The organism is Variovorax sp. J2P1-31, assembly GCF_030317215.1.
Taxonomy (GTDB): Bacteria; Pseudomonadota; Gammaproteobacteria; order Burkholderiales; family Burkholderiaceae_C; genus Variovorax.
The window spans coordinates 415,545-427,752 of sequence record NZ_JASZYA010000003.1; the positions used below are offsets into that span (position 1 = coordinate 415,545).

Below are 12,208 nucleotides of genomic sequence, written 5' to 3' on the forward strand. Positions count from 1 at the left end.
GTGCCCGTTCAGGGCTTGAGGACGTCGGCGCCGGCCGGCGCCTTGAAGACGAAGGTGCCCGCGGGCAGGGCCGGGTTCACTTCGACCTTGCCGAACTTGAGCACCGAACGCTGGCCGAAGCTGTCCTGGATCTCGAGCACCGCCAGCGCCTCGCCCTGGAAGCCGACCTGGATGCCCTGCAACTGGCCGTCCTTGGCCTTGGGCGTGGCCTTGACCCACTGCAGGCCGTCGCGCTCGGGCGCCGATTCGAGCGTGAAATCGGCCTGCAGCGCGCGCAGGTCGGGCGCGGCCGCGATCAGCGCGGCGGGGGTCGAGCCCAGGGCCTGGGCCTGGGCGCGCTGCGTGACCTGGTTCAGGTCGACGTCGTAGAGCCACAGGTTTTTCCCGTCGGCCACGATGGTCTGCGCGAAGGGCTTCTGGTAGTCGAACTTGAACTGGCCCGGGCGCTGGAAGGCGAAGGTGCCGGTCGACACCTTGGCGCGCGCGGGTTCGCCTTCCCGGGTCGGCGCGGTCACGGTCTGGGTGAACTCGGCCCGGCCGGACTTCACGTTCTTCACGAAGGCCTCGAGGCTCTCCATGCCGCCGGCCCAGACGCTCAGCGTCGCGCCCGCAACGCCAAGGCCGACCAGTGACTTCTTCAACAATGACAACAACATTCCGCTCCGTTCACTCGGTGCGCGCGGGCACCAGGATTTCGCGCTGGCCGGCGCCGCTCATGGCACTGACCAACCCGGCTTTTTCCATGTCCTCGACCAGCCGCGCCGCGCGGTTGTAGCCGATCTTCAGGTGGCGCTGCACCAGCGAGATGCTGGCCTTGCGGTTCTTGAGCACGACCTCGACCGCCTGGTCGTACATCGGGTCCTTCTCGGCATCGCCACCTTCACCCAGTAGATCGCCGTCGCCGTCGACGGTTCCCCCTTCGAGCACGCCCTCGATGTAGTCGGGCTCGCCCTGGCTCTTGAGGTAGGCCACCACGCGGTGCACTTCCTCGTCGCTCACGAACGCACCATGCACCCGGATCGGCAAGCCCGTACCGCTCGGCATGTAAAGCATGTCACCCATGCCCAGCAAGGCCTCGGCGCCCATCTGGTCGAGGATGGTGCGGCTGTCGATCTTGCTCGAGACCTGGAACGCGATCCGGGTCGGGATGTTGGCCTTGATCAGGCCGGTGATCACGTCCACGCTGGGCCGCTGCGTGGCCAGGATCAGGTGGATGCCGGCGGCGCGCGCCTTCTGCGCGAGGCGGGCGATCAGCTCTTCGATCTTCTTGCCGACCACCATCATCAGGTCGGCCAGCTCGTCGATCACCACCACGATGTGCGGCTCGCGCTTGAGCGGTTCCGGATCGTCGGGCGTGAGGCTGAAGGGGTTGTAGATGAACTCCTCGCGCGCCTTGGCTTCGTCGATCTTCGCGTTGTAGCCAGCCAGGTTGCGCACGCCCAGCTTGCTCATGAGCTTGTAGCGGCGTTCCATCTCGGCCACGCACCAGGTCAGGCCGTGCGCCGCCTGGCGCATGTCGGTCACCACCGGCGCCAGCAGGTGCGGGATGCCTTCGTAGACCGACATCTCGAGCATCTTGGGATCGATCATGAGCAGGCGCACGTCGCGCGCCTCGGCCTTGTAGAGCAGGCTCAGGATCATCGCGTTGATGCCCACCGACTTGCCCGAGCCGGTGGTGCCGGCCACCAGCACGTGCGGCATCTTGGCCAGGTCGGCCACCACCGGGTTGCCGATGATGTCCTTGCCCAGGCCCATGGTCAGGAAGGACTTGCCTTCGTTGTAGACCTGCGAACCCAGGATCTCGCTGAGCTTGATCGATTGGCGCTTGGCGTTGGGCAGCTCGAGCGCCATGTAGTTCTTGCCCGGGATGGTCTCGACCACCCGGATCGACACCAGCGACAGCGAGCGCGCCAGGTCCTTGGCCAAGCCGACGATCTGCGAGCCCTTGACGCCCGTGGCGGGCTCGATCTCGTAGCGGGTGATCACCGGGCCGGGCGAAGCCAGCACCACGCGCACCTCGACGCCGAAGTCCTTGAGCTTCTTCTCGATCATGCGCGAGGTCATCTCGAGCGTGTCGCTGGAGACGGTCTCCTGGCGCAGCTGGGCCGCGTCGAGCAGGTCGACCTGCGGCAGCTTGCTGTCGGGCAGCTCGCGGAACAGCGGCTTCTGCCGCTCCTTGGCCACGCGCTCGCTCTTGGGCACCTCGGCCAGCGCGGGCTCGATCTGCACCGGCGGCGACGCGGGCCGGCGGCGCGGCCGCGGCTCGGCCGCCTCGTCGAGCATCGGCTCGTTGGCCCGGGGATCGTCCAGCGAACCGACCTCCTCGCGCTCGCGCGCGGCCTGCCGGCCCAGCTTGATGTCCTCGGCGATCTCGCGCTTCTCGCGCCGCGACTCGAACAGCGAATAGACCCGCTCGCCGATGCGCTCGGCGATGTGGCTCCAGGAAAAACGGAAGACCAGCGCCGAGCCGATCACGCCGGCGGCGATCGCGATCAGCGCCGAACCGGTGAAGCCCATCCACTTGACGCTCATCGGGCCGACGAAATAGCCCAGCACGCCGCCGCCATGGCCCGGCAGGCGGAATTCGAGCCGGTAGAGGCGCGACCACTCGAGCACCGCGCTGGCGCACAGCAGCAGCACCAGGCCGAACCAGAAGGCCAGGCGGCTGCGGTTGAAGCGGCCCAGGGGCGCGGGTGGCGTGCCGCCGCCGGCTTCACCGCCGCGCAGCCAGCCGGCCAGCGAGGACAGCCACACCCGCAGACCCGCCGCCAGGCACCACCAGACCGAATAGCCGGCCAGGAAGTAGCTGCCGTCGGCCACCCAGGCCCCGATGCGCCCGCCCCAGTTCTTGATCTCGCCGCCGGTGCCGGAGGTGGACCAGGCCGCATCGGAGGGCGTGAAGCTGAGCATGGCGATCAGCCAGAACAGCAGCACCACGAAGCCCGCGATCAGCGTGATCTCGTGGGCGAAGCGCATGGCGCGCAGGCGAACCGGCGGCGGCTCACCGGAGGTCGAGGACTGGAGTGTGTTCAGCGAATAGGTCATGGATGGCGCAACGCCCCGTCGGCGAAAAGAATCCGCGGGCGCATGGAGCCTACAACGGAAAACGCCACGGTCCGAGCGGGAGCGTGGCGGTTACACACGGGCACAGCGCGGCTGAACGGGCCTCCGCCCCGCGTGGGCTCACGCCAGCGAGGCCAGCCGTTCCTTGACGATCATCGAGCCGTCGACTTGTGTCTGAACGAAACCACGCTCTTCGAGGTCCTTCATGACGCGGCTGACCATCTCGCGCGAGGCGCCGACCATCTTGGCCAGGTCCTGGCGCGAGATCTTGTCGCGGATCTTGAGGTTGCCCTGGCCGTCGTCGACCGCGAACTCGATCAGCGAGCGCGCGACGCGCCCGTAGACGTCCATCAGCGCCAGCGATTCGATCTTGCGGTCGGCGTGGCGCAGGCGCTGCACCAGTCCGCGCATGATGTTGTACGACATCGAGGAGTTCTCCGGCAGGCAGCGGGAGAAGGCGTCGCGGTCGAGCATCAGCACGTCGGTCTGGACCTCGGTGCGCACCGTGGCCGAATGCGGCTCGTCGTCGATCAGGCTCATCTCGCCGATGTAGTCGCCCGGCTGCAGCGTGGCCAGGATGACCTCGCGGCCCCGGCTGTCGGTGCTCATCACCCGGGCCCGTCCGGTCAGGATGATGAAGAGAGAATCCGACTTCTTGCCCTGTTCCACCACCATCTCGGCGCGCTTAAAACGTTTCTTGACGATGGCATCGGCAATGCTGGCCGATTGCGTCGGCGTCAGGGCCGCGAACAGAGGCACACGCCTGAGCAATTCAAGATTGGACAGCATCGACATTCATCAGTCCCCGTGAGGCGCGCGATTTCAAATCTATCGATTAATACAATCGCACGCATTGAAAACGCCTCCCACCGGAGGCGGCCCTGCAAGTGATACTCCTAAGCTATCACCCCTCAAAATGTACACCCTGATACAGGAAGAACGCCAAGTTTTCCACATATGACGTCGCCAACACACGCAAAGGTCCTCATCCTGGGCTCCGGCCCCGCCGGCTACACGGCCGCCGTCTACGCCGCCCGGGCCAATCTGCAGCCCCTGCTGATCACCGGCATGGCCCAGGGCGGACAGCTCATGACCACGACGGAAGTCGACAACTGGCCGGCCGACGTGCACGGCGTGCAGGGCCCCGAACTGATGCAGCGCTTCCTCGAACATGCCGAGCGCTTCAAGACCCAGATCGTCTTCGACCACATCAACAAGGTCGACTTCAGCCAGCGCCCGTTCACGCTGACCGGCGACAGCGGCACCTACACCTGCGACGCGCTGATCATCGCGACCGGCGCCTCGGCCAAGTACCTGGGCCTGCCCTCCGAGGAGGCCTTCATGGGCCGCGGTGTCTCGGGTTGCGCGACCTGCGACGGCTTCTTCTACAAGAACGAGGAGGTCTGCGTGATCGGCGGCGGCAACACCGCCGTGGAAGAAGCGCTGTACCTGTCGAACATCGCGAGCAAGGTCACGCTGGTGCACCGCCGCGACAAGTTCAAGGCCGAGCCGATCCTGGTCGACAAGCTGCACGAGAAGGTGGCCGAAGGCAAGATCGTGCTCAAGACCCACAACACGCTCGACGAAGTGCTGGGCGACGGCACCGGCGTCACCGGCATCCGACTCAAGAGCACCGAGACCGGCGCCACCGAGGACCTGACGCTCAAGGGCTGCTTCATCGCGATCGGCCACCACCCGAACACCGACATCTTCGAAGGCCAGCTCGAGATGAAGGGCGGCTACATCCTCACCCGCTCGGGCCTGCAGGGCTTCGCCACCATGACCAGCGTGCCCGGCGTGTTCGCCGCCGGTGACGTGCAGGACAACATCTACCGCCAGGCCATCACCAGCGCCGGCACGGGCTGCATGGCCGCCCTGGACGCCCAGCGCTTCCTCGAGCAGGAGTGAGCGTTTTCCGGTGCGAAGGCGGCCCCGCCGTCGCACCGGAAGGCGCAGCAGGCCCGCTGCGCTATAATCTCAGGCTTTGCCGAAATCTGCGCACGTTGAAAAACGTCGACGTGTGAGCGGCAGCCGGGGTACCGCCACCCGTTTCTGGCGAGGTCAAGCTGCAAAACATCCCGCAACGCCTTCTGTTGCGTGCGAGCCCTCCTGCTTCAGGCAAGGCTCCATGGGTGCCAGCTGTTTATGAAAGAAGTGTCCACATGGCACGCGTATGTGACGTCACGGGCAAGGGCCCGATGGTCGGGAACAATGTTTCCCACGCCAACAACAAAACCAAGCGCCGGTTCCTCCCGAACCTGCAATACCGTCGTTTCTGGGTCGAAACCGAAAACCGTTGGGTTCGCCTGCGGGTTTCGAGCGCTGCACTGCGCCTGATCGACAAGAACGGCATCGATGCCGTGCTCGCAGACCTGCGCGCACGCGGCCAAGCTTAAGGAGCTGAATCATGGCAACGAGCAAAGGCGGACGCGAGAAGATCAAGCTGGAATCCACCGCGGGTACCGGTCACTTCTACACCACGAGCAAGAACAAGAAGACGATGCCTGAAAAGATGTCGATCATGAAGTTCGACCCCAAGGCACGCAAGCATGTCGAATACAAGGAAATCAAGCTGAAGTAATTCAGCCTGAGGCCCACGAAAAAACCCGCTGTGATCCAGCGGGTTTTTTTACGTCCATCGCATTCCAAGAATGGGCGGCCTCGCAGGCCCTGCACCGAAAGCGTCGCCCATGAAAAAGCCGGCTCGCAAGCCGGCTTTCAAGGGAGGCGAGGGACGCTCAGCCGCGGGCGGCGCGCAGGCGGACCGAGAACTCGTGCAACGCGGCGATGCCGCTGGCTTCGGCGCGGTGGCACCAGGCCGCCAGGTCGACGGCCAGCTGCTCGCGCGACTGCGAGGTGTTGAGCCACAGCTGGCGCAGCTCTTCGCGCATCGTCACCATCTTGTCGAGCACCGGATGCGCCTCGCGGGCCTGCACCAGGCTGGGCTTGGCGGCGGCCGGCACCTTGTCGTCGTCGCGGTGCAGCCAGCGGTTCGCGGCCTTGAGCACCGACAGGTCGGCGCCCTTGGCCTTGAGCTGCGCGAGCTCGTCCTTGACGGTGCTGCGCATGCCGCGGGCATAGCCGGCCATGACTTCGTAGCGGTTGGCGATCACGGCCTCAAGCGTCTTCTCGTCGGCCACCGGGCGCACTTCGCCGATCAGCATCTTCGGCGGCACCTTCTTGACCTTGGCCCAGCCGATGGCCTGGAAGGCCTGGATGTAGAGCCAGCCGATGTCGAACTCGTACTTCTTGACCGAGAACTTGGCCGAGGTCGGGTAGGTGTGGTGGTTGTTGTGCAGCTCTTCACCGCCGATGATCAGGCCGATCGGCGAGATGTTGCGGCTGGCATCCACCGCCTCGAAGTTGCGGTAGCCCCAGAAGTGGCCGATGCCGTTGACCACGCCGGCGGCCCAGAACGGGATCCAGAGCATCTGCACCGCCCAGACGGCCGCACCGGCCGCGCCGAACAGCGCCAGGTTGATCACCAGCATCAGGCCCACGCCCTGCCAGCTGAAGCGCGAATAGAGGTTGCGCTCGATCCAGTCGTCGGGCGTGCCATGGCCGTAGCGCGCCATGGTTTCCTTGTTCTTCGATTCCTTGCGGTACAGCTCGGCGCCGCGCCACATGACTTCGTCGATGCCCTTGACCTGCGGGCTGTGCGGATCTTCCTCGGTCTCGCACTTGGCGTGGTGCTTGCGGTGGATGGCGACCCATTCCTTGGTCACCATGCCCGTGCCCAGCCACAGCCAGAAGCGGAAGAAATGCGAGGGGATGGGCCCCAGATCCATGGCCCGGTGCGTCTGCGTGCGGTGCAGGAAGATCGTCACGCCGGCGATGGTGATGTGCGTGGTGACGAGCGTGTACAGCACGATCTGCCACCATGCGATGTCCCACAAGCCGTGTCCGAGCCAGTCGATGGCCGCGCTCAGGACGGCAGAGTCAGGAAGCAACATTGAATTCAGTACTCCATGGCCGCACGAAGGTGCAGCCCTCAGGTAACCCGCGATTTTAAGGCTCCGGACCCCCGAAGAGGCCTAAATCCTTGATCCCACAGGCGTTTTCCCCTACTTTGGAGTGCCGAACCCAGGCGCAGTTCCCCTACTTCCGGGCCCAGACGGCCGCGAAGAAGCCGTCGGTCGCGTGCCGGTGCGGCCAGAGGCGCAGGTACCGCGTCGCGGCCTCGCCCCCCGAACCCAGCTGCTCCGCCCCGGCCACCTTGAGGCCGGTCAGCAGTTCGGTCGCTTCCAAGGGCTCGAAATCGGGGTTGGCGGCGCTGAAGGCCTCGGCGATGGCCTCGTTCTCCTCGGGCAGCACGCTGCATGTGGCGTAGACGAGACGGCCGCCCGATTTCACCAGCCGCGCGGCGCTCTGCAGGATGGCGGTCTGCTTGGCGGTCAGCTCCTCGACCGATTTCGGCGACTGGCGCCACTTGAGGTCCGGGTTGCGCCGCAGCGTGCCCAGGCCCGAGCAGGGGGCATCGACCAGCACCCGGTCGATCTTGCCGGCCAGGCGCTTGATCCGCTCGTCGCGCTCGTGCGCGATGGCGGCCGGGTGGACGTTCGACAGCTTGCTGCGCGCCAACCGCGGCTTGAGCGCGTCGAGCCGGTGCGCCGAGGTGTCGAAGGCATAGAGCCGGCCGGTGTTTCGCATGGTGGCACCGATCGCCAGCGTCTTGCCGCCGGCACCGGCGCAGAAGTCCACCACCATCTCGCCGCGCTTGGCGTCGAGCAGCAGGGCCAGCAGCTGCGAGCCTTCGTCCTGCACCTCGACCGCGCCGCGCGCGAAGGCGTCGAGCTTGGTCAGCGCGGGCTTGCCGTCGATGCGCAGGCCCCAGGGCGAGAAGGGCGTGGGCACGGCCTTGATCGAGGCCAGCGCCAGCTCCTTCTGGACGTCGGGACGCTTGTCGTGCAGCGCATTCACGCGCAGGTCGAGCGGCGCCGGCTGCTGCAGGCTCTCGACCAGGGGCCAGAACTGGTCGCCCAGTTGCGCCTTGAGCGGCGCCACCAGCCACTCGGGCAGGTTGTGGCGATGGCGCTCGAGCAGGTCGTCAGGGCGGACCGCGTCGCAGTTGTCGAGCCAGCGCTTCTCGGTGTCGTTGAGCGCGCTCTTGAGGAAATCACGCGGGCCGTGAAAGCCCAGGATCGCCATGCGACGCTCCTTCGAGCCCGTGCCCGAAGGCGACAGGTGGTCGAACAGCAGCTTCTTGCGCAGGACCGTGAAAACGGTCTCCGCCAGGGTGGCGCGCTCGCGCGGGCCGAATTCGCGGTGATCGCGGAAAAATCGGGAAACGACCTGATCGGCCGGGTGATCGAACTTCAAGACAAGGCCGACCAGATCGGCGCAGGCTTCCAACAGGGCTTTGGGGTGCATGCCCCGATTGTCTCAGCCGCGGGCCCTCGCCATCTTCGAGGCCGTGAAGACGCACGAAAATGCATCCATGAACGACCACGACCTGCCACCCCTGATCGAAACGCCGCCCGGGCGCTACCGCCACTACAAGGGTGGCGAGTACGAGGTCGTCGGCACCGTCCGGCACAGCGAGACCCTCGAGCCAATGACGCTCTACCGCGCGCTCTACGGCCAGCGCGGCCTGTGGGTGCGTCCTGCCGCCATGTTCGGGGAAGAGATCGTCTTCGAGGGGCGCGCGCAGCCCCGCTTCCGCAAGATCGACTGAGGGCGCTTCGGCGCGCTCAGCCGCAGCGCACGGCCGTCACGCGGCCGCGGGCGTCGACCTCGAGGTTGAGCCGCGCGCTGTTGAACTCCAGTGTCACGGCCTGGCCCGGCTTGAGCACGCGCGAGACCGCCGCGTTGGCGCGCGTCCGCGCGGCCGCCTCGAGCGGCGCCGACAGGGTCTGGCCCACCGCGAACCGGCCGCCCGCGGCGCTGCATTCGGGCTGCGGCGCGGGCGCGGGCATCGGCGCCGGCCGGGCGGCCGCCGGCGCCTCGACCACCGGCGCGGGTGCCGGCGCGGGCGCCGCGCAGGCCGCCAGCAGGCCGGCGAAGGACAGGGCGATCGTTCTCTGGATCATCGTCATCATTCAGGCACTCCCGGAAAAAGCGGATTGTGTCATCGGCCCCGGGCCAGCCAGCGGGCGATCGCGCGCGGATAGAGCCGGTGCTCCTGGGTCAGCACGCGCGCGGCCAGGGCCTCGGCCGTGTCCTCGGCCAGCACCGGCACCACCGCCTGGTCGACGATCGGGCCATGGTCGAGTTCCGCCGTGACCTGGTGCACCGTGGCGCCGGCCACGCGGCAGCCCGCCTCGATGGCGCGCCGGTGGGTGTCGAGGCCGGGAAAGGCCGGCAGCAAGGACGGGTGGATGTTGAGCAGCCGCCCTTCGTAACGCGTCACGAAGCCGGGCGTGAGGATGCGCATGAAGCCCGCCAGCACCACCAGCGCCGGCGCATGGGCATCGATGGCTTCGGCCAGCGCCGCGTCGAAAGCCTCGCGCGTCGCGAAGGCCTTGTGCGGCACCACCGCCGTGGCGATGCCCTCGGCCTGGGCGAAGGCCAATCCGCCCGCGTCCGGCTTGTTGCTCAGGACGGCGGCGACGCGCGCGTCGAGGCGCTCGGCCCAGCGCTCCTGGGTGGCCGCGCGCACGATGGCGGCCATGTTGGAGCCTCCGCCCGAAATCAGGATCACGATGTTTTTCATGGGTCGCGGGATTATCCGTGCGCCCGCACTGCGGTCCTGGCGTGCCGGGTTGTCGCAGCGCGGACACCCGAATCACGCACGACCGTGCTAAAAAGTCGGATCCCGGAGACACGCCGCCCTCCTCGCGGCGACGGAATCAACCATCGAGGCAAGCATGGATTTGAGCTTCACACCTGAAGAACAGAAGTTCCGCGAAGAAGTTCGCGCCTGGGTCAAGGACAACCTTCCCCCAGAGATTTCGCACAAGGTGCACAACGCGCTCGAACTGACGCGCGACGATCTGCAGGGCTGGGCCAAGATCCTCGGCAAGAAGGGCTGGCTGGGCTACGGCTGGCCCAAGGAATTCGGCGGCCCCGGCTGGACTGCCGTGCAGCGCCACCTGTTCGAGGAAGAGACCGCGCTGGCCGGCGCGCCGCGCATCATCCCCTTCGGCCCCGTGATGGTGGCGCCGGTGATCATGGCCTTCGGCAATGCCGAACAGCAGAAGCGCTTCCTGCCCGGCATCGCCAGCGGCGAAGTCTGGTGGAGCCAGGGCTACAGCGAACCCGGCTCGGGCTCCGACCTGGCCTCGGTCAAGACCAAGGCCGAGCGCCAGGGCGACAAGTACATCGTCAACGGCCAGAAGACCTGGACCACGCTGGGCCAGTACGGCGACTGGATGTTCAACCTCGTGCGCACCAGCAACGAAGGCAAGCCCCAGACCGGCATCAGCTTCCTGCTGCTGGACATGAAGTCGCCCGGCGTCACCGTGCGCCCGATCAAGCTGCTCGACGGCGGCCATGAAGTGAACGAAGTGTTCTTCGACAACGTCGAAGTGCCGGCCGAGAACCTCATCGGTGAAGAGAACAAGGGCTGGACCTATGCCAAGCACCTGCTCTCGCACGAGCGCACCAACATCGCCGACGTGAACCGCGCCAAGCGCGAACTCGAGCGCTTGAAGCGCATCGCCAAGAGCGAAGGCGTCTACGAAGACCAGCGCTTCCGCGACGAGATCGCCAAGCTCGAGGTCGACATCGTCGCGCTCGAGATGATGGTGCTGCGCGTGCTGTCGGCCGCCACCTCGGGCAAGAACTCGCTCGACGTTGCGGGCCTGCTCAAGATCCGCGGCAGCGAGATCCAGCAGCGCTACAGCGAACTGATGATGCTGGCCGGCGGCGCCTATTCGCTGCCGCTGATCCGCGAGGCGATGGAAGCCGGCTGGCAGGGCAACTTCCCGGGCGGCAACCCGGCGCTCGCGCCGCTCACGTCGACCTTCTTCAACATGCGCAAGACCACCATCTACGGTGGCAGCAATGAAGTGCAACGCAACATCGTCGCGCAGACGGTTCTGGGCTGAGGAGACACGCACATGGACTTCAATTTCACCGACGACCAGGAACAGCTGCGCGACGCGGTCCGCAAGTGGGTCGACAAGGGCTATGACTTCGAGCGCCGCCGCGGCATCGAGGCCAAGGGCGGCTTCTCGCGCGAGGCCTGGGACGAACTGGCCGAACTCGGCCTGGGCGGCCTGTACATCTCCGAAGACGACGGCGGCCTGGGCATGGGCCCGGTGGCCGGCATGGTCGTGATGGAAGAACTGGGCCGCGGCATCGTGCTCGAGCCCTTCGCGCAGACGTTGATCGCGGGCGCGGTGCTCGGCGGCTATGCCGACGGGAACCTCAAGGACAACTGGCTGCCGCGCATCGCGGGCGGCCAGGCCATCGTGGTGCTGGCCTACCAGGAGCGCAAGGCGCGCTACCGCCTCGACGTGTGCGAGGCCACGGCCGTGAAGTCGGGCAGCGGCCATTCGCTGACCGGCGCCAAGAGCCTGGTGCCCGTGGGCGATGAGGCCGATGCCTTCATCGTGCCCGCCAAGCTCGACGGCAAGATCGCCCTCTTCCTGGTCGAGCGCAGCGCCAGCGGCGTCGAGGCCCGCGGCTACGGCACGCAGGACGGCAGCCGCGCGGCCGAGGTGGTGTTCGACAAGGCCGACGCCACGCTGGTCACGGCCGACGGCCTGGCCGCGCTCGAGTACGCGGTGGACGTGGGCATCGCCGCCACCTGCGCCGAAGCGGTGGGCGTGATGGACAAGACCGTCGACGTCACGGTCGAGTACCTGAACCAGCGCAAGCAGTTCGGCGTGGTGATCTCCAGCTTCCAGGCGCTGCGCCATCGCGTCGCCGACATGAAGATGCAGCTCGAGCTCGCGCGCTCGATGAGCTACTACGCGACGCTCAAGCTCAACGCCCCGGCGGACGAACGCCGCCAGGCGCTGGCCCGCGCCAAGTACCAGCTGGGCACCTCGATGCGCTACGTGGCCGCGAACTCGGTGCAGCTGCACGGCGGCATCGGCGTGACCGACGAATACATCGGCAGCCACTACTTCCGCAAGCTCACGCAGCTGGAGCTGACCTTCGGCGACACGCTGCACCACCTGGGAGAGGTGTCGGCCCGCATGCAGGACACGGCCGGCGTCTTCGCCTGACGGCCTTTCCCCCTTAGCATCCAACGCCC

13 protein-coding genes are annotated in these 12,208 nt (G+C 66.9%); 6 read left to right on the plus strand and 7 right to left on the minus strand.

Going from position 1 to position 12,208, the window contains the following annotated elements; translation table 11 throughout:
- Nucleotides 1–8: 8 nt before the first annotated feature.
- The 3 genes from lolA to QTI20_RS21915 all read right to left on the minus strand — a co-directional run bounded on the left by lolA (nucleotide 9) and on the right by QTI20_RS21915 (nucleotide 3,858).
- On the minus strand, nucleotides 9–656 hold the full coding sequence (gene lolA, locus QTI20_RS21905; protein ID WP_286554339.1) for an outer membrane lipoprotein periplasmic chaperone LolA: 648 nt from the start codon (nucleotides 654–656) through the stop codon (nucleotides 9–11).
- A gap of 10 nt (nucleotides 657–666) precedes the next feature.
- Nucleotides 667–3,045, minus strand: a complete 2,379-nt coding sequence (locus QTI20_RS21910) for a DNA translocase FtsK (RefSeq protein WP_286554338.1) — start codon at nucleotides 3,043–3,045, stop codon at nucleotides 667–669.
- A gap of 138 nt (nucleotides 3,046–3,183) precedes the next feature.
- Nucleotides 3,184–3,858: a Crp/Fnr family transcriptional regulator gene (locus QTI20_RS21915; protein WP_183024585.1), complete on the minus strand. Its 675-nt coding sequence runs from the start codon at nucleotides 3,856–3,858 to the stop codon at nucleotides 3,184–3,186.
- 162 nt (nucleotides 3,859–4,020) lie between these two features.
- On the opposite strand from QTI20_RS21915, the gene trxB reads away from it, so the two are divergent.
- From trxB to rpmG, 3 genes are all read left to right on the plus strand, one after another.
- The gene (trxB, locus tag QTI20_RS21920; protein ID WP_286554336.1) at nucleotides 4,021–4,971 is read left to right on the plus strand and encodes a thioredoxin-disulfide reductase; all 951 of its coding nucleotides are present in this window, start codon (nucleotides 4,021–4,023) and stop codon (nucleotides 4,969–4,971) included.
- Nucleotides 4,972–5,225: 254 nt separating this feature from the next.
- Complete coding sequence (rpmB, locus tag QTI20_RS21925; protein ID WP_007830293.1) at nucleotides 5,226–5,459, plus strand: 50S ribosomal protein L28; 234 nt, start codon at nucleotides 5,226–5,228, stop codon at nucleotides 5,457–5,459.
- An 11-nt stretch (nucleotides 5,460–5,470) separates the two neighbouring features.
- Nucleotides 5,471–5,644, plus strand: a complete 174-nt coding sequence (rpmG, locus tag QTI20_RS21930) for a 50S ribosomal protein L33 (protein WP_007830291.1) — start codon at nucleotides 5,471–5,473, stop codon at nucleotides 5,642–5,644.
- A 157-nt stretch (nucleotides 5,645–5,801) separates the two neighbouring features.
- Here the strand turns inward: rpmG and QTI20_RS21935 are convergent, their stop codons facing one another.
- Both QTI20_RS21935 and QTI20_RS21940 read right to left on the minus strand, forming a co-directional pair.
- Nucleotides 5,802–7,016, minus strand: a complete 1,215-nt coding sequence (locus tag QTI20_RS21935) for a DesA family fatty acid desaturase (protein WP_183024587.1) — start codon at nucleotides 7,014–7,016, stop codon at nucleotides 5,802–5,804.
- 145 nt (nucleotides 7,017–7,161) lie between these two features.
- Nucleotides 7,162–8,433 carry an RsmB/NOP family class I SAM-dependent RNA methyltransferase gene (locus QTI20_RS21940; protein WP_286554334.1) on the minus strand — a complete coding sequence of 424 codons (1,272 nt, stop codon included), beginning with the start codon at nucleotides 8,431–8,433 and terminating at the stop codon, nucleotides 7,162–7,164.
- 67 nt (nucleotides 8,434–8,500) lie between these two features.
- Between QTI20_RS21940 and QTI20_RS21945 the strand changes: the two genes are divergently transcribed.
- Nucleotides 8,501–8,737 (plus strand): DUF1653 domain-containing protein, encoded by a 237-nt coding sequence (locus QTI20_RS21945; protein WP_183024589.1) that lies wholly within the window; start codon nucleotides 8,501–8,503, stop codon nucleotides 8,735–8,737.
- Between the two features lie 16 nt (nucleotides 8,738–8,753).
- Here QTI20_RS21945 and QTI20_RS21950 read toward each other — a convergent pair whose 3' ends face one another.
- A complete protein-coding gene (locus QTI20_RS21950) occupies nucleotides 8,754–9,092 on the minus strand; it encodes an I78 family peptidase inhibitor (protein ID WP_286554333.1) in 339 nt (112 codons plus the stop codon).
- Between the two features lie 38 nt (nucleotides 9,093–9,130).
- Entirely contained in the window at nucleotides 9,131–9,715 is a 585-nt protein-coding gene (purN, locus tag QTI20_RS21955) for a phosphoribosylglycinamide formyltransferase (RefSeq protein ID WP_286554330.1), read from the minus strand.
- A 154-nt stretch (nucleotides 9,716–9,869) separates the two neighbouring features.
- Here purN and QTI20_RS21960 point away from each other — a divergent pair, with 154 nt between their 5' ends.
- Nucleotides 9,870–11,051: an acyl-CoA dehydrogenase family protein gene (locus QTI20_RS21960; protein ID WP_183024592.1), complete on the plus strand. Its 1,182-nt coding sequence runs from the start codon at nucleotides 9,870–9,872 to the stop codon at nucleotides 11,049–11,051.
- 12 nt (nucleotides 11,052–11,063) lie between these two features.
- The gene (locus tag QTI20_RS21965; RefSeq protein WP_286554329.1) at nucleotides 11,064–12,179 is read left to right on the plus strand and encodes an acyl-CoA dehydrogenase family protein; all 1,116 of its coding nucleotides are present in this window, start codon (nucleotides 11,064–11,066) and stop codon (nucleotides 12,177–12,179) included.
- The last annotated feature ends 29 nt before the right edge of the window (nucleotides 12,180–12,208 follow it).